The sequence below is a fragment of the Streptomyces sp. NPDC057702 genome, from assembly GCF_042799315.1.
In the GTDB taxonomy this organism is placed as follows: domain Bacteria; phylum Actinomycetota; class Actinomycetes; order Streptomycetales; family Streptomycetaceae; genus Streptomyces.
In genome coordinates, this window is the sequence record NZ_JBHVJC010000003.1 from 251,087 (window position 1) to 267,935 (window position 16,849).

Genomic DNA, 16,849 nt, shown 5'->3' on the forward strand with positions numbered 1-16,849 from the left:
AAGGGGGCCCGGTCGGGTTCGCCGTAGTCGTACGGGAGGTTCGTCATGTCCAGGGACACGTCGGGGTCCGGTGCTCCGCCTCGGGCCGCGCGGTACGTCCACGGTCACCACGCGGCCGTGTTGCGCTCGCACACGTGGCGTACCGCCGAGAACTCGGCCGGCTATCTGTTGTCGGAGCTGACGCCGGGGCGGTCGGTGCTCGACGTCGGGTGTGGGCCCGGGACGATCACCGCCGACTTCGCCGCGCGGGTGGCGCCGGGCCGGGTGACGGGGGTGGACGCGGCCGAGGGAGTGCTTGGCCAGGCCCGTGCGCTGGCCGCCGAGCGTGGCCTGGGCAACGTCACGTACGCCGTCGGTGACATCTACCGGTTGGGCTTTCCCGACGCCTCCTTCGACGTGGTCCACGCCCATCAGGTGCTCCAGCACGTGGCGGACCCGGTGGCGGCGCTGCGTGAGATGCGTCGGGTGTGTCGCCCGGGCGGGGTGGTCGCGGTGCGCGACGCGGACTACGCCGCCATGGCCTGGTACCCGCGCCCGCCCGCGCTCGACGCGTGGCTGGCGACCTATCGCGCGGTGGCGCGCGACAGTGGTGGTGAGCCGGACGCGGGGCGGCGGTTGTCGTCGTGGGCCCGGCGGGCCGGGTTCAGCGACGTCACGGCGTCGGCCGCCACCTGGTGTTACGCGACGGAGGCGGAACGGGCCTGGTGGAGCGGGCTGTGGGCGGAGCGGACCCTGGTGCCCGACTACCGGGAGCGCGCGGTGAGCGGCGGGCACGCCACGGACGAGGGGTTGCGGGCGGCGGCCGAGGCGTGGCACGAGTGGGGCGCGGCGGACGACGGCTGGTTCGCGGTTCTGCACGGGGAGGCCCTGTGCCGTGTGTGAGCGCGTTCGAGGGGGATGTGTGTGCCGCGCGTGAGCCGGCTCAACTAGGCTCGATCGCATGGACATTCTGGGGACTTCACTGCGGGTGTGCGTACCGGACCTGGACGCGTCGATCGCCGTCTACGAGCGGCTGACCGGCGCCCAGGCCATGCGCTTCGAGCGGGGCAACGTCTCGGTCGCCGCAGTCGGGTGCTTCTTCCTCATGAGCGGCCCCGAGGAGGAGATGGCGATCCTGAGGAAGGTCACGGCCACGCTGGCGGTGCGGGACGTGGATCAGGCGGTGTTGGACCTGAAGGCGGTCGGCGCGCAGATCATCGCCGGCCCGTTGCCGACCCCGATCGGGCGCAACCTGGTCGCCCGCCACCCGGACGGATCGGTCTTCGAGTACGTGGACCGCAACCCGCAACCCACCGCCTGACGGCGAGCTGGCGCCGGACGCGTCCTTCGTCGAACCGGTCCTGGCGTTCAGCCTCGCCGAGCGGGACCACCGAGTCGACCGGCCGCCCGGCACGCCCACAACCGACCCGGAACACACCCACCTGACCGACCGGGACACACCCACCGGGCCGACCGGCCACCGAGCCCCCGGCTCGGCTGGCCGGGCCGCTCAGGCCGGCCGCATGCGGAACTCGTAGCGGTCGGGCAGCGGGTGCGCGTCCCGGGCTCGCGCCCGCAGGGCCGCCGCGTCGAGTTCGGCCGTGGCCGGGTCGGCGGCGACCAGGCGTTCGGCGATGGCGTACCAGGTCTCGCTGAGCGTCTCGTCACCCTCGCGCAGGTCGTCCACCTCGAAGCCGGCGTCGAACAGGGCGCGGGCGCCCGCCGCGTCGCCTTCCGCCAGCAGCACCCGGGCCCTGAGCAGGACGAACCTGCCCCGCGCGCGCACGCTCGCCGGCAGCCCGGCCAGGACCTCGCCCGCGTCCCCGGCCCGCCCCACCGCGAGCAGCGCGATCACCGCCTCCCGGCCGAGGCCGGCCAGCGCGGCCTCCCACTCGCCCGGGCCACCAGCGCCGTCGGGGTGGGTGCCACCGGTGCCCGGGTCCGCGCCGGCATCCACCGCGCCCGTGTCGGCGACCCCGCCAGCGCCAGCCACCGCGAACCCACCAGCACCAGCCGTCGCGAACTCGCGCGCCGCCCCGTGGAACGCCGCCAGCCAGCGGTCCGCGGCGCGGTGCGGGTGGCCGTCGGTCTGGTCGGCGACGGCCAGGCAGCGCAGTACGGGCCACCAGTCGCTGATCTCGACGGCGCGCTCCCAGCTCCGGACGGCCTGCGAGCGGTCACCCTCGTGCCACTGGGCCACTCCGAGGTGGTACTTGAGGTGCGGATCGACCAGGACGTCCGCGTCGGCGGTCTCCAGGAGTTCGCGCCAGGGTCGCGAGACCAGCGAGGTGCCGGGCGGGGTGGCCGGCTCGGGTGTCGGCAGCGCGCCGGTGCGCAGCAGCTCGCGCCACGGCTGCTGCGCCGCACCCAGCGAGGCGGGCGCGAACGGTGTGCCCGGCAGCGCGTACCCGGCGCGCTCGGCCTCCAGCGCGCCCCAGCCCGAGCCGCTGGCCAGCACCTCGTCGGGCTCGGTGTCGGCGCTGGGCAGCCACGTCCGGTAGGCGGTCTCGACGTCCGCGCGCGGCAGCGCGTGCGCGAGTCGTTCGGCGACGATGCCACGGGCCGCCGCCCAGTCGTCGCCGTGGACGACGGCGGGATCGGCGGCCAACGGCCCGTACGCCTCCAGCCAGCTGAACTCCTCCTCGGCGCCGAGCCGTACGTGTTCGAGCTGGGTGCGGGCGAGGCCGGCCTGGATCTCGGCGTAGCCGGGGGTGCCGGGCTCGGTGAGCCAGGTCTGCCAGCGTCGGCCGCCGGCGCCGGCGCCCCACAGGAACAGCTTGCGGCCCCGCAGCAGGTCGGTCGAGGTGTGGACCAGGCCCCGCCCGTCGCCGTCCAACGAGGCGATCCAGCGTCGGGCGGCGGCGGGTACGTCGTAGAAGTAGTCGGCCGCGTGGGTGCCGCGCAGCGGGTAGGTGTGGTCCACACCGCGCCAGGTCGGCACGGGCACCCGGCGCAGGTCGCGTTCGTAGCCGAAGTGGTAGGCGGCCTCGGCCGGGGCCAGCACGCGGGTGTGCTCGTCCTCGGGGACGGCGATGTTGGACCACCAGTAGACCGGCGCGGGGTGCGGGTGCGGGTTGCGTACGCGGACGCCCACGTACAGGAAGTCCGAGCCGTCGGGCAGCCACAGGTCCACCTGGAAGGGCAGGTCCCGCAGCCGCTCCCACTCCCACAGGCGCAGCATCCGGCCGCCCGACCCGTCGGGGGCCGGCACGGTCGCGGCGTGGACGGGGGCGCAGGAGAGGGTGGTGTGACCGGTGGCGCCGATGTTCCACTCGATGCCGCCGGAGAACCAGGCACCGTTGAGCGCGAAGTCGGCGGGTTGGAAGACCGGGTTGCGGTAGAGCAGTTCGCGCCCGGTGGGCTTGTGGAAGAGGGAGGCGATGCGACCGCCGAGGCCGGGCAGCACGGTCGCCCGCAGCCGGTCGTTCTCGATCACGATCGCGTCCAGCTCGGTCGGTACGCGCTGCCGGTTGTAGGTGTCGCGGAGCCGGGTGGGCAGTATCGAGCGCAGCGGCTCGTACGCGACCTGTCGGGCCATCTGGTCGGGGAGCCCCGCGCGCGTCCGGTCGTCGATCTGGTGGACCTCGTCCAGCGGGCGCAGGGCGGGCAGCGGGTTCTCCGGGCCCAGCGCGGCGGCGGGAAGGGTGAGGGTGGTGCGTCGCACGCTCGTTACCACTACTGCCTCTCTCGGTCCTGACACCCGCGACCGCCTGACCGCGGTCACGTGATCACCATGGAACATGCTGTGAGCGCCGGTGAACAGGTCTTCACCCCTCCGGAGTGAGAGCGGGTCGACCGGCTCGCGCCGGGCGCGGGGGCGCGGGCGGCCGGCGCGCGCGGGCCAGGGCCAGGTAAGGTGACCCTCACCTGTAGCAGGTCCTTGTCAGTCGCCGGCTCGCGCCCCCTCGCCCGTGGGTCGGCCCGGCTGCCGGTCCTCGTCCGCCCTTCGTCGCGCCGGAGGTTCCCCGCGTGTCCGCCTCCCCGCCACCGCTCCGGCCTCCGGCCGGCCCCGCCTCTCCCGCACCGGCCAGCCCCGCCTCCCCCGCTCCGACCGACGCGCCGAGGCGCCCCCCGCGCGTGCCGCGCCCCGCGCCCGTGCCGCGCGTGTCCAGCCCGCGGGTGGCGGAGTTGGCCCGGCGGCGGGCGGCGGGTGACGAGCGGGCGGCCACGGAGGCGGTCGCCGCGTTCTGGGACGAGGTGGCGCAGGCGGGCACGCCGCTGGTGGAGCCGGACCCGCACGGCGATCCCGAGCACGCCGTCGTCACCTTCGTATGGCGCGGCACACCCACCACCCGGGCGGTGTTGGCGCTGCCCAACAAGGTGATCGACCCTCGCGAGCCCGAGCGCAACCTGATGGACCAACTGCCGGGCACGGACGTCTGGCACTGGTCGATCCGTATGCGACGCGACTGGCAGGCGACGTACGCCCTGTGCGTGGACGAGCCGCCCGCGCCCGGGACGGACGCCGCCGCGCCCCGCACCCCCACCGGGTCGGCCGCCGCCACCCCCGCGCCCGCCGTCGGCGAGTCCGCTCCCGTCACCGACCCACCCACCTCCGACGCCCCCGGCTACCTGCCGTGGCTGCGGGGTCAGGGCCGCCCCGACCCGCGTAACCCGCACACCCTGCCGCGCCGTTGGGGCGGCGCGCCGATGTCCGTGGTCCGCCTGCCCACGGCACCGGACGCGGCCGAGTGGCGACCCCGGGCCGGCGTCCCGCGCGGCACGGTGACCACCCACACGGTGCGTGCCACGCGACTCGGCAACGAACGCCGCGTCTGGGTGTACACCCCGCCCGGCACGCGCCCCGGCCCACCCACCGAGGTGGCCGACAGCGCCTCGGGCCTGCCCGTGCTCGTCCTCTTCGACGGTGAGATGTGGCAGCCCGAGCTGGGGGTGGCCACCCTGTTGGACAACCTGATCGCCGACGGGCTCCTGCCGCCGCTGGTCGCGCTGTTGCCGGAGTCGCTGGACGGTGACACCCGCTGGGCGGAGCTGGCCTGCGACGACCGGTTCGTGGACTTCCTGACCGACGACCTGTTGCCCTGGGCCGCCGCGCGCTGGCCGCTGACCGCCGACCCGACGCGTACGGTGCTGGCCGGTCAGAGCCTGGGCGGTCTGATGGCCACCTACGCCGCCGTGCGCGCCCCGCACCGGTTCGGCAACGCGCTGGCGCAGTCAGGCTCCTTCTGGTGGCCGGACGGCCCCGCCGCGCAGTGGCTGACCTCGCTGGTCGCGGCGACCCCGGCGGCGCCGGCCCACCCGGTGCGCTGCTGGCTGTCGGCCGGCGAGCAGGAGTGGGTGTTGCTGCCGGCCAACCGCCGCCTGCCCGGCGTGCTGCGGGCCCAGGGTTACGCGGCGGAGTACCGGGAGTTCAACGGCGGCCACGACTACCTGTGGTGGCGTACCGAACTGGCCGCCGGCCTCACGGCCCTGCTGGGCCCGGAGCGGGCCGACCTCCGGGAGCGGCCCGACCGGTGAGGGGTCGGGCCGGGGGGGCGGGTGGGTGGCTCAGTCGACGGGCTGGCTGAGGCGGATCTGGTTGCCGAAGGGGTCGAGCAGGGTGACGGAGAGGCCGATCTCGTCCTCGTCCAGGCCGGGGCGCAGATACGGGTAGGCGCTGGCGGTCAGCTCGGCGTGGAGTTCGCGTACGCCGTCGAGTTCGACGTGGACGGCCGTGCCCGGAGTGCCGTCGCCGTGGTGTTCCGACAGGTGGACCACCAGCGCGCCACGCGAGACCTGGGCGTACCGGGGCAGGTCGGGAGCGAAGCGGTGTTCCCAGTCGAGGGCGCAGCCGAGGTAGGAGACGTAGAACTCCAGCGCCTTGTCCCAGTCGAAGACGCGCAGGATGGGGACGGTACGTCGGAAGGTGATGGTCATGGGCCCACTGTGCCCTGGTCCGCCCATGGGCGGGGCATGTCGCTGGTGATGGCCCAGCGCTCGTGGTCGCGCCAGGCGCCGTCGACGTACAGGAAGTCGGGCGAGAGGCCCTCCCTGCGGAAGCCGGTCCGTCGGGCCAGGGCGATCGAGCGGGCGTTGCCGGGTTGGATGTTGGCTTCCAGCCGGTGCAGCCCGAGCGGCCCGAAGGCGTGGTCGACGACCAACCCGAGCCCCTCGCCGAGCAACCCCCGCCCGGCGGCGTGCGCGAAGGCACCGTAGCCGAGCGCGCCGCACTGGAAGGCCCCGCCGACGATGTTGTTGATGGTCACATAGCCCGCGAGCTGGCCCGTCGCCCGCTCGCACACGACGAAACCCGCGCGCTCGGGTTCCTCCAGCCGGTCCACGTAGTACGCGAACCGCTCGGGTGTCGCCGGCGGAAACAGCCACGGCCGGTGCAGCGCCACACTCTCGCGCGCCCGCGCGGTGAACTCCCCCTCGTCGCCTCGCCCCAGCAACCGGATGGCGGTGCGCGCGGCGGTGGCGAGATAGCCGCCACCGGGCGCGGCGGGCGGCTCCGGGGACGGCTGTGCGCGGTGTGGGGTGGGCATCGAACCATCCTACGAAGCGGGCCCCCGGCCCGCGAGTCACCCCGCCACCCGGCCGAGGAACCCGCAGGTCAACGGCGTGTCCTCGGCTCGCCCCGGCCCGGCGGGCCTCAGCGCCCGCCGCGTCCGCGCCGCCCCAGCTCGTCGAGGTCACCGGTCGACAGCGCCCGGGCGACCGGCACCCGAGCCCGCGTCGCGGCCGTCAGCCGCTCCCGCACCTCACGCGGGTGACGCGGTCGCCAGCCGGGCCCCTCACAGCAGCGGGAGTGAAACGTCAGTCCCGCGTTGAGGACGGCCGTCAGGGCCCTCCAACCAGCGAGGTCCCGACGCTTGGGCACAGCGAGGTCGTGCCCGGCGTCGACGAGGTCGCCGCGGCATCGCGGACAGACACCCCGGTGTCCGGCCTCGGCCCGCTTCTTGAACGACGCCCTGCACGGCGGACACACGAAGTGCCGGCTGGTACCGATCCGACGACAACACATCCCGGCAGTATCGCCCGTGCCGCCGAAGCCGGGCCAGTGGGATATCCCGCCCGAGCGGCGGCGGCACGGCCAAGCCGTCCGCGTCGGTCCAACCGCTCGTGCGGGCCATCAGCGGAGGGCGTCGACGGCCCGTACGATCAGCGCCCGCGCGGCGGCCCCGTACACGGCCATGGCGCGCAGTTCCTCGAAGGCGCGGAGGTAGAGGGCGATCTCACTGGGTTGGGTGACGGTGACCTCGGCTGATACCAGTTCCACCGAGACGATCCGGGCGTCGAAGATATGGAAGGTCTCTTCCGGCCACCGGTGACGGCGAGCGTCCATCGGGATGACCCCGAGCGAGACCGCCGGCAGCGCGCCTGCCGTGAGGAGGAACCCGAGCTGTGCCGCCATGACGTCCGGGTCCGCGATCTGGGATCGCAGTACGGCCTCCTCAACGGTGAAGACGAACCGGCGCCTCGGCTCGTGGATGATGTGGGAGCGTTCCACGCGTGCCCGCGCGGCCTGAAGGGTCTCGTGCGAAGGGACATCGTGGGCGGCGGCGGCGAGTCGGAGGACGGCAGTCGCATAGCCCTCGGTCTGGAGCAGTCCCGGCACCAGACTGGACGAGTACACACGGAACAGGTGGGTGTCGCGGTAGCTGACGACTCGACTGTCCTGGAGGTACCGCAGCCCGGCACGGACCTGGTCGCGCCACTGCCGGTACAGAGACTCGGCGCTGAGGGACTGTGCGACCAGGTCCTGGGCCTGACCATCGGCTGACACGGCGGCACACCAGAGGCGAATGTCGCTGGCGGAGGGGCCGGTGAGGGCGTTCTCGATGCGACTGGTCTTGGAGTAGTGCCAGCCGCAGGCCATGGCCAGCTCCCTGCCCGTCAGCCCCGCCTCCTTGCGCAGCCCACGCAGGCGCTGGGCCACCGATTCACGCGCCGCGCGAGCGGACGAGGAGGGAGAGGCGGACACGGACTGGTTCCCCGATACGGTCAGATCGTGTACACGTCGTGCGGGATGGCCCGCGACCACACGGCCTCGTCGGAGGGGATGCCCACCGCGTGGCCGGACACCTCGAACGCGGCACACTCGGCCTCCGTCTCGGCGTCGGGCTTGTACCCCTGGAACACGATCAGCTCCTGCTCCCTGTGGACCCATACGGTCGGGCTGTCGGCGGTCTTCGTGTCCGGGTCGATCCCGATGAACATCAGTGACATGCGGACCCTCCGTCGATGTGCGAACCCCTGTCACCGTCGTCTGGGGCTGAGCGCCACGTCAAGGCCGGGTCGGGCCTCGCGCACGTGTCCGCACATCGCTGGCTTTGGCGGTGACGGCGCTCCCCGCCTCGCACGCGGCGCCGCCCGCCTGTTCGCGGCGATCGCCGCCGTCACGGCGGGCCGGCGGGTGCGGTGGTCCGGGCCGCCGGCCGCTTCCGTGTCACCCTGGGCTGTCGGGCGGCGGGGGTAGGACCGGCATGCCCTGCCACAGGGCCAGGGGCGGGTGGTCGGCGAGTACGGTGCGCAGGGCGTGCACCAGGGCGACGCGACCGAGGTCGGTGACCGGTGTCCAGGACCAGGCGTGGCCGCCGTGGTCGCAGCCCAGCCGGGTGTCGGCGCCGAGCCAGCCACCGTCGAGGATCAGGGACAGCTCCTCGTTGGGACCGCTCTCGGCCGGGTACTGGTCCACGGCCAGGACGCGGTGGCGTGCCGGGGGGTGGAGCCCGAGGGCGGTGGCGACGCGGGCGGCGGCGGCCGGCACGGGTTCCCCGGGCCGCAGCAACACCCCCGGCGGAGCCGGCCGCCCACCCCGGGTGACCTGGAGGACACGGGGCCAGGACCGGCTGACGTCCAGCGGCCGGCCCGGGTCCACGGGCCGCCACACGAGGAGGTGGACCCAGGTCTGCCGGGCCATCACCGGCCCCCCACGTCAGGCACCGGGCCAAGCCCCTCGGCCTGCCCGACCAGCTGTTCCACCTGGCCCGGCGAACCGGCCCGCCGCTCCGGCGGCTCGACCTGCCCGGCCGGTACGGGGGCGGGCTGGCCGTTTCCGAACTGGGCCATGCCGGCACACTCGTCAGGCGTGCGGTCGTCGAACGTGCACAACCCCGACGACCCGCATCCGTCCGACCAGTACCAGCCCACGACGGTGTTGCACTCGAAGCGTCGCGCGTTGGGACACAGCACGTCCTGGCGCAACGCGTCGGGGTCGAAGAGCGCCAGCTCATAGGCGTGTTGGAAGTCCAGGTCGGTGACCGGGGCCCAGACGTCGTCGGTACGCAGGAAGAACCGGAGCGCGACCCCGCGTACCACAACCCGGTGCGCACCCTCGAAGACGAGGTGGGTCATCACGCGACATCCCCTCGTTCGGGGTGATGTTGGCGAAGACGGTGGACATGCAAAGCCTCGATGGCCTTACGGTGCTGAACGGCATCGCGGAGCGTCCTGGCGCGCTCCGCGACCGTCCGGACGGCCCGACACGTGGCGCACGAACGTGTCGACCCCGTCAGGGAGTTGGGGTGCGGGGTGTCGAGCGGATCACCCTGCCGCTCCTCTCGTGCCTCGCGGTCGCGCTGGGCGAGCAGCGCGGCGGGCGTGGTGTCGGGCGGGTGGGGTGCAGGGGTGTCGGACATGGCGAGGTCCGCTCCTCTCCGTAGCGATTCCACTACCGGGAGCACCGAGGCTCCCTCAGAGCAGGTGGGCCTTCAACGTGTCAACGCAGAGCGAAGAATCGGGTGGTCTTTCGTTGAACCGCAAGGACTTGAATCCAGACAGCTCACCAGAAGCGGCCTTCGGGGCCCGTTTGCGCAGAATGCGGGAGGATCGCGGCTGGACGCAGGAGGAACTCGGCAAGCGGATGGGTTACTCCGGCCGGCACATCTCGGCCGTGGAAACTGGTCGGAAACCGCCGACTCGCCGTTTTGCGCTCAGCGCGGACCGGGTGATGGGGACGGGCGATCTCTTCGAGAACGACTGGAAGGAGATCAAGCACGGAAACCTGCTGGAGGGTTTCCCGGAGTACCTCATCCACGAGGGCGCCGCCGCCGAGATCCGGATCTACGAAGTCGGCGTCGTTCCCGGTTTGCTCCAAACCCCGGCGTACGCGGCGGCACTCGCTGCCGGCGCAGTCAAACGCGGAGCCATCACGCCCGAGGAAGCGGACGAGTTCGTCGCGCTAGCCGCAGAACGTCAGGCCGCTCTGCAGCGCAACCCGTCGCCGATGCTCTTCGCGGTACTGGACGAGAGCTGCCTACGCTGCCCCGTAGGCGGGCCCGAGGTCATGAAGGAACAGTTCGACCAGCTGTTGGAGTTCGCCGAACAACCCAACACCATCCTTCAGATCGCCCCGTTCACGATGGGTGAGCACCGAGCGTTCACGCTGCCGCTCTACATCCTGACGATGCAGGACCGATCGCTCATGTCGTACGCCGAGTCCGCCCATCGGGGGCATCTGGAACGCGAAAGCTCTGTCGTCCTACCGATACTGACGGCATACCATCAGCTTCAGGCCGGAGCCCTCACCCAGGCTTCGTCCGTGGAAATGATCCGCGAGTTGCGAAAGGGCACCCCGTGACCTCCGAATCCCCCCGTTGGTTCAAGTCCTCGTACAGCCAGAACGGTGGCGCCTGCGTAGAGGTCGCCGCCAACCTCGCCGCGTACGACACCGTGCCGGTCCGCGACAGCAAGGACCCGCACGGCCCCTCCCTCGCCTTCGGCACCTCGGCGTGGTCGGCGTTCGTCGCGAGCATCAAGGCCGGCGACTTCTCCGCGTAACCCACGCACCACAACCGAAGGCCCCCACCCCACGCGACCCGCGAACACGGTGGGGGCCTTCGCATGTCCAGGAGTCCCACCAACAGCGCCCCGAACCACACCAGTTGGGCCGGAAGCCGGCTTCCGCACCACCCCGTCACCCGTCCTACCATCGCCACCGGACCATGGCATCCACCGCACACGCCCGGACCACGCCCGTGACCGCGATCGACCCCGAAGGGGCATCCCGTGACACACGCATCCCCCCACTGGTTCACGTCCTCCTACAGCGAGAACGGCGGCCAGTGCGTCGAAGTCGCCACCAACCTCACGCCGCACGACACCATCCCCGTCCGCGACAGCAAAAACCCCGACGGCCCCACCCTCACCTTCAACACACCCACCTGGACCGCGTTCATCACCAGCGTCAAGGCCGGCGACTTCGACAGGAGCACCCTGTGACGACCCCATCCCCCCACTGGTTCACCTCCTCCTACAGCGACAACGGCGGCCAGTGCGTGGAGGTCGCCACCAACCTCACACCGCACGACACCATCCCCGTCCGCGACAGCAAAAACCCCAACGGCCCCACCCTCACCTTCAACACCTCGGCCTGGACCGCGTTCATCACCGGCGCCAAGGCCGGCGACTTCGACAGGAGCACCCAGTGACGACCCCATCCCCCCGCTGGTTCACCTCCTCCTACAGCGAGAACGGCGGTGCCTGCGTCGAGGTCGCCACCAACCTCACACCGCACGACAGTGTCCCCGTCCGCGACAGCAAAAACCCCGGCGGCCCCACCCTGGCCTTCAACACCTCGGCCTGGACCGCGTTCATCACCGGAGTACAGGCCGGCGACTTCGACAGGAGCGTCCTGTGACGGCCCCATCCCCTCAGTGGCTCACGTCCTCCTACAGCGCCAACGGCGGCCAGTGCGTGGAGGTCGCCACCAACCTCGCACCGCACGACACCATCCCCGTCCGCGACAGCAAAAACCCCGGCGGCCCCACCCTGGCCTTCAGCACGCCCGCCTGGACCGCGTTCATCGCCGGCGTCAAGGCCGGCGACTTCCCGGCGTAGTCCGCGCGGCTACGCCCGGGTTCGCGCGGCGTGGAGGACGGCGCCGCGCCGCCTCCGGCCCGTGTCCCGGGTGCCGGACTTCGGCTGGAAGTAGCGTCTCCTGGCGGCGGGAGCCTCTAGGGTACGGCGGGTGATGAGTGCTGATCAGCTGCCCCTTCCGCGTTCCTTCCGTCTGATCGTCACGGGAGGTGGGACCGGCGGGCACACCTACCCCGCGTTGACGGCGATCCGTACGTTGCAGGGCCGTCTCGCGTCGGTGGGCGGGACGGTGGACGTGTTGTGGATCGGTACGGCGGCGGGGCTTGAGGCGCGGGTCGCGCCGGCCGAGGGGATCGCGTTCACCACGGTGGCGACCGGCAAGATCCGTCGGTCGGCCAACCCGTTCAAGATGGTGTCCCCGGCGAACGTGCGGGACATGGCGCGGGTGCCGCTCGGTGTCGCGCAGGCGCGCAAGGTCGTCGCCGACTTCCGGCCGGATGTGGTCCTGGCGACCGGCGGGTACGTCGCGGTCCCGGCCGGTCTTGCCGCCCGGATGTGTCGGCGTCCGCTGGTGTTGCACGAGCAGACCGTCCGGCTCGGGCTGGCCAACCGCAAGCTGGCCGGGTCGGCCGCGCGGGTGGCGGTGTCGTCGGAGTCGACGCTGACGCTCCTGCCGGAGTCCGTGCGCCCCCTGGCGGTGGTCACCGGCAACCCCGTACGGGCGGAAGTGCTCAGCGGCCACGCCGACAAGGCGGTGTCCGCGCTGGGGCTGACCGGCTTCGACCGCCGGCTGCCGACCCTCTACGTCACCGGTGGCGCGCAGGGCGCCCAGCAGATCAACGACGTCGTCGGGGACGCGCTGCCCTGGCTCCTGGAGCGTGCCAACGTGGTCCACCAGTGCGGGCCGGGCCACGTGGCGGCGCTGGGCGAGCGCGCGGCCGTACTGCCGGGCGTGCTGCGGGGGCGGTACCACGTGACGGGGTTCGTCGGCCCCGAACTGCCGGACGTGCTGGCGCTGGCCGACGTCGTGGTCTCCCGTAGCGGGGCGGGCACGCTCGCCGAGCTGACGGCGCTGGGCAAGCCGGCCGTGTTCGTGCCGTTGGCCACCTCGGCGGGCGACGAGCAGACCCACAACGCCCGCCACCTGGAGGAGAAGGGCGCGGCCGTCGCGCTCCTGGGCGAGGTCACAGCCGAGCGGTTGCGCGGCGCCCTCGGTCCGCTCCTGTCCGACCCGGCCCGGCGCGCGGACATGGCGGAGCGGGCTCGGGCACAGGGCCGGCCGGACGCGGCGGAGCGGCTCGTGGACGTACTCCTGTCCGCCGCGTCCAGCTGAACCACGGCCCCCGCCGGGGCGCGGTGACCGGGGTCGCCGCGCGGCCACCGCGCGTCGCCTGGCGCGGGTCAGCGGTGGCGCGGGGTCGGTTTGCCCCTGGTGGGCAGGGGGCCGGCCATCTTGAGGGTGCGGAGGACGGGCGCGGTCTCCAGGGCGCGGATGGTGTCCAGGGCGCCGAGGCGTTCGGTCAGGTAGCGGTGGAGTGCCGGCGGGTCGGCGCACAGGGCGTGGGCGGTGAGGTTGTGGGGGCCGGTGACGGCGGCCACGTACGCCAACTCGGGGTGTCCGGCCAGGGCGCGGGCGACGTGGTCAAGGTGGGCGGGGGCGACGGACATCCACAGGAGCGCCTGGGTGGTGACGCCAAGCAGGGTGGAGTCGAGTTCGACGTCGAAGAAGAGGTGGCCGCCGGCCCGCAGGTGATCCAGTCGGCGCGCGACGGTGGCGGGTGACCAGCCGGTGGCCGTGGCCAGGTCGCTCAGGCTCGCGCGACCGTCACGCTGGAGGACGGCGAGCAGGCCGGCGTCGGCGTCGGTCACCGCCGTCCGCGCGCCGGGGGCGGGCGTCGCGGGCTCGCCCACCGCGTCCCGCAGGCGGCGCTGCTGCCTGGCGTCGAGGGCCTGTTGGTGGCCGGACCAGGCGGTGGGCCCACCCAGGTAGGTGTGCAGCACGCAGTGCGCGGAGACCGAGGTGATGCCGGCCGTACGCGGGACGTCGTGCAGCAACAGCCCGTGCCCGGCGGCGTCGGCGGCGGTGGAACCCCGCACGATCGCGACGATCTCCGTGCCGCCCGAGGCGAGCTTGACCCACGAGGTGTCGGCGCGGCGGGCCAGCGCGTCGGCCAGGCCCTGGGCGGCGCGCGGGCCCGCGGTCAGCCGCAGCAGCCACTGGACGCGGTCGCCGCGCCCCGGCTCGACCAGGCCGACCACGCGTAACGCGGCGTCGGCGGACAGCCGTCGGTAGCGGCGGGAGACCGTCTGCGCCGAGACGCCGAGCACGTCGGCGATCGCGGAGAACGGAGCCCGCGCGTCGATCCGCAGGGCGTGGAGGAGACCACGGTCGATGTCGTCCAGCATGGGCGCATCATGCACCAGGGGGCACCCCGATGGAATGATTCGGCGTTGTGGCCGGCCACAGTGGAAGCGGCCCGGGGGCGGCGCGCACGCTCGGGCACATGTCGTACTCCACCACCAGCGAGCCGCCACACCCCGGGCGCTGGGTGGCGCTGGCCGTGCTGCTGGTCGCCGAGGCCATGAACCTCCTCGACGCCACCGTCATGACCGTCGCCGCCCCTGTCATCCGCGCCGACCTGGGCGGGTCCGCCGCCAGCATCCAGTGGTTCAGCGCCGCGTACACCCTGCCGTTCGCCGTCTTCCTGATCACCGGTGGGCGGTTGGGTGACATCGCCGGCCGGCGGCGGGTGTTCCGGCTGGGCACGGCCGGCTTCGTGCTGGCGTCACTGGGGTGCGCGCTGGCGCCGTCCACGGCGGTACTGATCGCCCTGCGGGCCGTCCAGGGTGCCGCCGCCGCGCTGGTCATCCCGCAGACCCTCGGCATGATCCGCGCCCTGTTCGCCGGCCCCGAACTGGCGCGGGCCATGGGCACCATCGGGCCGGTCATGGGGCTCGCGGCGGTCACCGGCCCGCTCGTCGGCGGCGTCCTGACCCACGCGGACGTGCTGGGTTCCTCCTGGCGCGCGGTCTTCCTCGTCAACGTTCCCCTCGGCGCCGCCGTGTTGGCGGCCACCCCGGCGCTGCCCGAGGACCGGGCCGCGTCGCGGCCACGGCTGGACCACGCCGGTACGGCGCTGGTGGTGCTGGGCAGCGGGCTGCTGGTCTACCCGCTCATCCAGGGTGGCGCGCGCGGCTGGCCGCTGTGGTGCTGGGCCCTGCTCGCCGGCGGTGGCGTGGTGCTCGCGGGCTTCGCCGCACACCAGCGGTGGCGGGCGCGCGGGGGACGTAGCCCACTGGTCGAGCCGGACCTGTTCGCCGAGCGCGGCTTTCCCGCCGCGCTGGCCTCCAGTGTGCTGTTCTTCGCGGTGGTGGGCGGGCTGACGCTGGTGGTCGTGCTCCAGATGCAACTGGGCCTGCGCCGTGGTGTCCTGTCGGCCGGTCTCACGCTGCTGCCGTGGTCGGCGGCGATGGCCGTCTCCTCGTGGGTGGCCGGTGCCTGGCTCGTACCCCGCTACGGCGCGCGGGTCATGACCGCCGGCCTGCTGACCCTGCTCGCCGGCGTCGTGTCGGCCGCCGTCGTCTACGCCACCAGCCCGCCCACCCCCTACCCCTGGCCGCTGCTGCCCGCGCTGGCCGTGGCCGGGGTGGGCCAGGGGCTGTATGCCGTGCCGTTCTTCGCCACCGCCCTGCACCGGGTCCGCCCCCACCAGACGGGCTCGGCGGCCGGCCTGCTCAACGCGGTGCAGCAACTCGGTGGCACCGTCGGCGTCGCCCTGCTCGGCAGCCTCTTCCTCCACGCCGCCACACCGGGCGCCGCCGACCAGGCCGCCGCCGCGCGCACCGGCGCCCGCGACGCCTTCTGCCTGGCCGCCGTGCTCGTCCTCGCCACCGCGCTGACCACGGCCAGGATGCTCCCGCGCCGACGCCCCTCGGCGGCGGGCCCCGGCCGGGCCACCCCCTCCGACGCGGCGGGCGGGTGAAGGGGCCGTCGTCGCGGGCGTGCTGGCCGGCGGCTCCCCCTCGCGCCCCCGCGCGCGGGGTCGGCCAGCGGCGTACCGGCCGGGGACACGTGCTACACGCCCGGGTGTTCACCTAACGGGAAGCGGTACGCCCGGTCCCTGGGGCATCGCCAGGCCGGCCAGTCCTCCTCGCCCTCCGTCGCCAACTCCATGGCGTGCGGATGCCCCGCGCGGCAGGCCGGCCACGGCCGCGCGACCGGCAGGGCCGGCACGTTCTCCAGAAGAGCCGCCTGGACGTGGAACGCGACCGGCCGCACGGCGTGGCCCGGAGGCTCGTCGGCCAGATCGGGAGAGAACTCGACGTCGGCGATCCGCGCACCTCCGACGACCAGCGTGCGCCAGTCATCGGGGTCGTCGACCCCCTCCGCCCCGTACTCCAGGCGGGCGACAAGACCGCAGACCCGCAGATCATGTGCTACGGGAACGAAAATTTCCTCGGGCCGCATCGGCATGGCCGTGACACCTACTCCGTTCTCATCTGTGCTCTAGGCGCTGAACCTGCAGTTGACGAAGCGGTAGCCACCAGCCTTCGGCCCGCTGACCGACGTCCGCGTCCAGAGGAAGGAGACCTCGTCGCCACGCTTGATCGTGTAGCGCTTGGGCTTGCCCTTCGGGTCGAACGTACGCGGCAACGGGCCGTGGAAGTGGTAGTACCAGGGCTCGGTGTGCGGCGCGTGGACGTTCGTCTCCCGCTCGTTGGCGAGGATCTGGGCCGTGAACCGGCTGGTCTCCTGTGGGGCGATCTTCCTGGACAGCCACACGCCCCGGGGAGAGCCACCGCGACGACGGAGCTCCGGGCGCCGCGCCAGCCCAGGGGGAAGGAGTTCTCTCACATGTGTCCTGCCTCACGCCGGGCCACGGCGGCGGCCGCCGCGTCCACGCGCGGTGGGGCGGGCTCCCCCACCCGGCGGGCCTGTGCTGTGGGCGGCTGACCACAGCGGACATCGCGGCTCACCCCGGGGGGTGACGCGTGGGGCGGGTGGGGCGGTCTGATTCAGTGATGACCGTCACGTTGTTCGTTCGCACTCGGTGTCAACCGGATGCCCCGCGGCAGGCGTATGCCCGGTGAAGCGAGAGATCCGGGAGTG

General features: G+C 73.3%; 22 protein-coding genes. 11 read left to right on the forward strand and 11 right to left on the reverse strand.

Features of this window, described 5'->3' with window-relative positions:
* Window positions 1-45: 45 nt before the first annotated feature.
* Together ACFVFR_RS03395 and ACFVFR_RS03400 are read left to right on the forward strand one after the other, a co-directional pair.
* A complete protein-coding gene (locus ACFVFR_RS03395) occupies window positions 46-882 on the forward strand; it encodes a methyltransferase domain-containing protein (RefSeq protein WP_383697650.1) in 837 nt (278 codons plus the stop codon).
* Window positions 883-940: 58 nt separating this feature from the next.
* Window positions 941-1,300 carry a VOC family protein gene (locus ACFVFR_RS03400; protein WP_383697652.1) on the forward strand — a complete coding sequence of 120 codons (360 nt, stop codon included), beginning with the start codon at window positions 941-943 and terminating at the stop codon, window positions 1,298-1,300.
* A gap of 189 nt (window positions 1,301-1,489) precedes the next feature.
* Here the strand turns inward: ACFVFR_RS03400 and ACFVFR_RS03405 are convergent, their stop codons facing one another.
* Window positions 1,490-3,655: a DUF5107 domain-containing protein gene (locus tag ACFVFR_RS03405; protein ID WP_383697653.1), complete on the reverse strand. Its 2,166-nt coding sequence runs from the start codon at window positions 3,653-3,655 to the stop codon at window positions 1,490-1,492.
* A gap of 419 nt (window positions 3,656-4,074) precedes the next feature.
* Between ACFVFR_RS03405 and fes the strand changes: the two genes are divergently transcribed.
* Window positions 4,075-5,457, forward strand: a complete 1,383-nt coding sequence (gene fes, locus ACFVFR_RS03410) for an enterochelin esterase (protein WP_383697728.1) — start codon at window positions 4,075-4,077, stop codon at window positions 5,455-5,457.
* Between the two features lie 30 nt (window positions 5,458-5,487).
* Here the strand turns inward: fes and ACFVFR_RS03415 are convergent, their stop codons facing one another.
* From ACFVFR_RS03415 to ACFVFR_RS03445, 7 genes are all read right to left on the reverse strand, one after another.
* Window positions 5,488-5,856 (reverse strand): glyoxalase superfamily protein, encoded by a 369-nt coding sequence (locus ACFVFR_RS03415; protein ID WP_383697655.1) that lies wholly within the window; start codon window positions 5,854-5,856, stop codon window positions 5,488-5,490.
* Window positions 5,853-6,464: a GNAT family N-acetyltransferase gene (locus ACFVFR_RS03420; RefSeq protein ID WP_383697656.1), complete on the reverse strand. Its 612-nt coding sequence runs from the start codon at window positions 6,462-6,464 to the stop codon at window positions 5,853-5,855. Before ACFVFR_RS03420 ends, ACFVFR_RS03415 begins: the two co-directional genes overlap by 4 nt.
* A 107-nt stretch (window positions 6,465-6,571) precedes the next feature.
* Entirely contained in the window at window positions 6,572-6,799 is a 228-nt protein-coding gene (locus tag ACFVFR_RS03425; RefSeq protein ID WP_383697658.1) for a hypothetical protein, read from the reverse strand.
* A 252-nt stretch (window positions 6,800-7,051) separates the two neighbouring features.
* Window positions 7,052-7,903, reverse strand: a complete 852-nt coding sequence (locus tag ACFVFR_RS03430) for a helix-turn-helix domain-containing protein (RefSeq protein ID WP_383697660.1) — start codon at window positions 7,901-7,903, stop codon at window positions 7,052-7,054.
* A 20-nt stretch (window positions 7,904-7,923) separates the two neighbouring features.
* Entirely contained in the window at window positions 7,924-8,148 is a 225-nt protein-coding gene (locus ACFVFR_RS03435) for a hypothetical protein (protein WP_383697662.1), read from the reverse strand.
* Window positions 8,149-8,368: 220 nt separating this feature from the next.
* Window positions 8,369-8,842: a hypothetical protein gene (locus tag ACFVFR_RS03440; protein WP_383697664.1), complete on the reverse strand. Its 474-nt coding sequence runs from the start codon at window positions 8,840-8,842 to the stop codon at window positions 8,369-8,371.
* Window positions 8,842-9,276 carry a hypothetical protein gene (locus tag ACFVFR_RS03445; RefSeq protein ID WP_383697665.1) on the reverse strand — a complete coding sequence of 145 codons (435 nt, stop codon included), beginning with the start codon at window positions 9,274-9,276 and terminating at the stop codon, window positions 8,842-8,844. The genes ACFVFR_RS03440 and ACFVFR_RS03445 overlap by 1 nt, the downstream gene beginning before the upstream one ends.
* A 397-nt stretch (window positions 9,277-9,673) precedes the next feature.
* On the opposite strand from ACFVFR_RS03445, the gene ACFVFR_RS03450 reads away from it, so the two are divergent.
* From ACFVFR_RS03450 to ACFVFR_RS03480, 7 genes are all read left to right on the forward strand, one after another.
* Window positions 9,674-10,501 (forward strand): helix-turn-helix domain-containing protein, encoded by an 828-nt coding sequence (locus ACFVFR_RS03450; RefSeq protein ID WP_383697729.1) that lies wholly within the window; start codon window positions 9,674-9,676, stop codon window positions 10,499-10,501.
* Window positions 10,498-10,701 carry a DUF397 domain-containing protein gene (locus tag ACFVFR_RS03455; protein ID WP_383697667.1) on the forward strand — a complete coding sequence of 68 codons (204 nt, stop codon included), beginning with the start codon at window positions 10,498-10,500 and terminating at the stop codon, window positions 10,699-10,701. The genes ACFVFR_RS03450 and ACFVFR_RS03455 overlap by 4 nt, the downstream gene beginning before the upstream one ends.
* A gap of 228 nt (window positions 10,702-10,929) precedes the next feature.
* The gene (locus ACFVFR_RS03460; protein ID WP_383697669.1) at window positions 10,930-11,142 is read left to right on the forward strand and encodes a DUF397 domain-containing protein; all 213 of its coding nucleotides are present in this window, start codon (window positions 10,930-10,932) and stop codon (window positions 11,140-11,142) included.
* Entirely contained in the window at window positions 11,139-11,351 is a 213-nt protein-coding gene (locus tag ACFVFR_RS03465) for a DUF397 domain-containing protein (protein ID WP_383697671.1), read from the forward strand. The genes ACFVFR_RS03460 and ACFVFR_RS03465 overlap by 4 nt, the downstream gene beginning before the upstream one ends.
* Window positions 11,348-11,560: a DUF397 domain-containing protein gene (locus ACFVFR_RS03470; protein ID WP_383697673.1), complete on the forward strand. Its 213-nt coding sequence runs from the start codon at window positions 11,348-11,350 to the stop codon at window positions 11,558-11,560. Before ACFVFR_RS03465 ends, ACFVFR_RS03470 begins: the two co-directional genes overlap by 4 nt.
* Window positions 11,557-11,760, forward strand: a complete 204-nt coding sequence (locus ACFVFR_RS03475) for a DUF397 domain-containing protein (protein WP_383697675.1) — start codon at window positions 11,557-11,559, stop codon at window positions 11,758-11,760. Before ACFVFR_RS03470 ends, ACFVFR_RS03475 begins: the two co-directional genes overlap by 4 nt.
* A gap of 133 nt (window positions 11,761-11,893) precedes the next feature.
* Window positions 11,894-13,072, forward strand: a complete 1,179-nt coding sequence (locus tag ACFVFR_RS03480; protein ID WP_383697676.1) for a glycosyltransferase — start codon at window positions 11,894-11,896, stop codon at window positions 13,070-13,072.
* Between the two features lie 68 nt (window positions 13,073-13,140).
* Here the strand turns inward: ACFVFR_RS03480 and ACFVFR_RS03485 are convergent, their stop codons facing one another.
* Complete coding sequence (locus tag ACFVFR_RS03485; RefSeq protein WP_383697678.1) at window positions 13,141-14,145, reverse strand: Lrp/AsnC family transcriptional regulator; 1,005 nt, start codon at window positions 14,143-14,145, stop codon at window positions 13,141-13,143.
* A 98-nt stretch (window positions 14,146-14,243) separates the two neighbouring features.
* On the opposite strand from ACFVFR_RS03485, the gene ACFVFR_RS03490 reads away from it, so the two are divergent.
* The gene (locus ACFVFR_RS03490) at window positions 14,244-15,722 is read left to right on the forward strand and encodes an MFS transporter (RefSeq protein WP_383697680.1); all 1,479 of its coding nucleotides are present in this window, start codon (window positions 14,244-14,246) and stop codon (window positions 15,720-15,722) included.
* A 92-nt stretch (window positions 15,723-15,814) separates the two neighbouring features.
* On the opposite strand, the gene ACFVFR_RS03495 is transcribed toward ACFVFR_RS03490, so the two are convergent.
* Window positions 15,815-16,213: a hypothetical protein gene (locus ACFVFR_RS03495; RefSeq protein WP_383697682.1), complete on the reverse strand. Its 399-nt coding sequence runs from the start codon at window positions 16,211-16,213 to the stop codon at window positions 15,815-15,817.
* A gap of 33 nt (window positions 16,214-16,246) precedes the next feature.
* Window positions 16,247-16,522, reverse strand: coding sequence for a hypothetical protein (locus ACFVFR_RS03500; RefSeq protein ID WP_383697684.1), 276 nt, complete (start codon window positions 16,520-16,522; stop codon window positions 16,247-16,249).
* Between the last annotated feature and the right edge of the window lie 327 nt (window positions 16,523-16,849).

What these genes read in the sequence shown, in the direction of transcription:
- ACFVFR_RS03415 (WP_383697655.1), bottom strand. Translation starts at nt 5,856, where the DNA reads ATGACCATCACCTTCCGACGTACCGTCCCCATCCTGCGCGTCTTCGAC.
- ACFVFR_RS03480 (WP_383697676.1), top strand. Translation starts at nt 11,894, where the DNA reads ATGAGTGCTGATCAGCTGCCCCTTCCGCGTTCCTTCCGTCTGATCGTC.
- ACFVFR_RS03495 (WP_383697682.1), bottom strand. Translation starts at nt 16,213, where the DNA reads ATGCCGATGCGGCCCGAGGAAATTTTCGTTCCCGTAGCACATGATCTG.
- ACFVFR_RS03440 (WP_383697664.1), bottom strand. Translation starts at nt 8,842, where the DNA reads ATGGCCCGGCAGACCTGGGTCCACCTCCTCGTGTGGCGGCCCGTGGAC.
- ACFVFR_RS03420 (WP_383697656.1), bottom strand. Translation starts at nt 6,464, where the DNA reads ATGCCCACCCCACACCGCGCACAGCCGTCCCCGGAGCCGCCCGCCGCG.
- ACFVFR_RS03485 (WP_383697678.1), bottom strand. Translation starts at nt 14,145, where the DNA reads ATGCTGGACGACATCGACCGTGGTCTCCTCCACGCCCTGCGGATCGAC.
- ACFVFR_RS03395 (WP_383697650.1), top strand. Translation starts at nt 46, where the DNA reads ATGTCCAGGGACACGTCGGGGTCCGGTGCTCCGCCTCGGGCCGCGCGG.
- ACFVFR_RS03445 (WP_383697665.1), bottom strand. Translation starts at nt 9,276, where the DNA reads ATGACCCACCTCGTCTTCGAGGGTGCGCACCGGGTTGTGGTACGCGGG.
- ACFVFR_RS03435 (WP_383697662.1), bottom strand. Translation starts at nt 8,148, where the DNA reads ATGTCACTGATGTTCATCGGGATCGACCCGGACACGAAGACCGCCGAC.
- ACFVFR_RS03400 (WP_383697652.1), top strand. Translation starts at nt 941, where the DNA reads ATGGACATTCTGGGGACTTCACTGCGGGTGTGCGTACCGGACCTGGAC.
- ACFVFR_RS03490 (WP_383697680.1), top strand. Translation starts at nt 14,244, where the DNA reads ATGTCGTACTCCACCACCAGCGAGCCGCCACACCCCGGGCGCTGGGTG.